The following is a 2340-nucleotide window of genomic DNA, read 5'->3' as shown; positions in this document are numbered from 1 at the left end:
TGCGGGTGATGCGCAGGCGCTGGACGAGGCCCTTCAATCGCTCTCGGACGCGGGCGTGCGGGTGCGTCGGGTGGCGGTGGACTACGCCTCGCACACCCGTCATGTGGAGGACATCCGCGAGACTCTGGCCGACACACTCTCCGGTGTCGAGGCTCAGGCGCCGATGATCCCCTTCTACTCGACGGTGACGGGTGGTTGGGTGCAGGACGCCGGGGCTCTGGACGGCGGCTACTGGTACCGGAATCTGCGAGGTCAGGTCGGTTTCGGCCCGGCCGTGGCGGAGCTGATCCGGCAGGGTCACAGGGCTTTCGTCGAGGTCAGTGCTCATCCGGTGCTGGTTCAGCCGGTCACCGAGATCCTCGATGACGCCGAGTCCGGTGCTGCGACGGTGGTGACCGGTTCGCTGCGGCGTGAGGAGGGTGGGCTGCGTCGTCTGCTGGCCTCGATGGCCGAGCTGTTCGTGCGTGGCGTCCCCGTGGACTGGAGCGGTGTACTCCCGGCGGACGCGGCCAAGTCGACTCCGGTCGAGCTGCCGACGTACGCCTTCGACCACCAGCACTACTGGCTCCACACGGCGCCGACCGCCACCGACGCGGCGTCGCTCGGACAGACGGCGGTCGATCACCCGCTGCTCGGCGCGGTGGTGCGGCTGCCGCAGTCCGACGGGCTGGTGCTCACCTCGCGCCTGTCGCTGAAGTCGCACCCCTGGCTCGGCGATCACCTCGTCGGTGGCGTCGTCGTCCTTCCCGGCACGGTCCTGGCCGAGCTGGCCGTACGCGCCGGTGACGAGGCCGGGTGCGGTGTCCTGGAGGAGCTGGTGATCGAGGCGCCGCTGGTGGTGCCCGAGCACGGGGGAGTGCGGGTCCAGGTCGCCGTGGGCGGGCCGAGTGAGAACGGCTCGCGCACCGTGGAGATCCATGCGCAGCGCGAGGGCACACCCGGTGACGGGGAGACGTGGACGCGGCACGCCACCGGCGCGCTGTCGGACTCGGCTGCCGACCGGGGATCGGAGTACGACTTCGCCGCCTGGCCGCCGCTCGGCGCAAAGCCCGTCGAGGCCGGCGACTTCTACGGTGGACTGGCCGAGCGGGGTTATGAGTACGGTCCCGCGTTCCAGGGCGTGCGCGCGGTGTGGCGGCGCGGCGAGGAGGTCTTCGCCGAGGTCGCCCTGCCCGAGGAGCAGCGCAAGGACGCCGTGAAGTTCGGCATCCACCCCGCGCTGCTCGACGCCGCCCTGCACGCCCACACGCTCAGCGGTACGACGGCGGACGGCGACACGGTGCGTCAACCGCTCGACTGGAACGGCCTGGTGCTGCACGCCGCCGGGGCCTCGGCACTGCGGGTGCGGCTGCTGCTCGACGGTTCCGACGTCCTCTCGCTGGAGGCGGCGGACGAGACCGGCGGTCTGGTGGTGTCGGCGGACTCACTGGTGATGCGGGCGCTGTCCGCCGAGCAGCTGACGCCGTCCGGTGACACCGTGATCGCCGACTCGCTGTTCCGGGTGGAGTGGACCGAGCTGCCCACGGACCGGGGCCCCGTGCCCGCGCCGTCGTGGGCGCCGGTGGCCTCGGCCGAGGACGTGGCGGCGCTGGCCGGTACGGCCGAGGTTCCCGCGGTGGCCGTCCTGGAAGCCGTCGGTGGTGACGGCGAGGACTCCGTGCTCGCCCTGACCTCCCGGGTCCTGGAAGTGGTCCAGGCGTGGCTGAGTGCCTCCGGACTGGAGGAGTCGCGCCTGGTCGTGGCCACGCGGGGCGCGGTCCCCGCCGGCAGCGAGGCGGCGGTGTCGGACCCGGCCGGAGCGGCGGTGTGGGGCCTGGTGCGCGCCGCCCAGTCCGAGAACCCGGACCGCATCGTCCTCCTCGACACCGACCCCGCGGCTCCGGCTTCGGCTCCGGCTTCCGGCGACGCGGTGGCGCCCGTCCTGGGCGCCGCGCTGGCCGGCGGCGAACCGCAGCTCGCGGTGCGCGGTACGGCTCTCTCCGTGCCCCGCCTCGCCCGCGCCACCGTTCAAGTCCCCGACGCGGCACCGGTGTTCGGACCGGAAGGGACGGTTCTGATCACCGGTGGCACCGGATCGCTGGGCGCGCTGGCCGCCCGGCACCTGGTCTCCCGGTACGGCGTACGCCGCCTCGTCCTCGCCGGCCGTCGTGGCCCGGCCGCCGAGGGCGCGCGGGAGCTGGTCGCCGAGCTGACCGAGCTGGGCGCGGAGGTCTCCGTCGTCGCCTGTGACGTCTCCGACCGCGCCCAGGCCGAGGCGCTGCTCGCCTCGGTGCCCGACGAGCACCCCCTGCGCGGTGTGGTGCACACGGCCGGAGTCCTGGATGCCGGTGTGATCGGGGC

At 73.5% G+C, this 2340-nt stretch carries 1 protein-coding gene; it reads left to right on the top strand.

Going from position 1 to position 2340, the window contains the following annotated elements:
• A partial coding sequence (locus tag AQI95_RS34965; RefSeq protein WP_159056633.1) for an SDR family NAD(P)-dependent oxidoreductase occupies positions 1-2340 on the top strand: 2340 nt, incomplete at both ends.

The sequence above is a fragment of the Streptomyces yokosukanensis genome (genome assembly GCF_001514035.1).
GTDB classification, from domain to species: Bacteria; Actinomycetota; Actinomycetes; order Streptomycetales; family Streptomycetaceae; genus Streptomyces; species Streptomyces yokosukanensis.
Note: the sequence above shows the minus strand (reverse complement) of the source record. Positions and strands in the feature narration are given on the sequence as shown.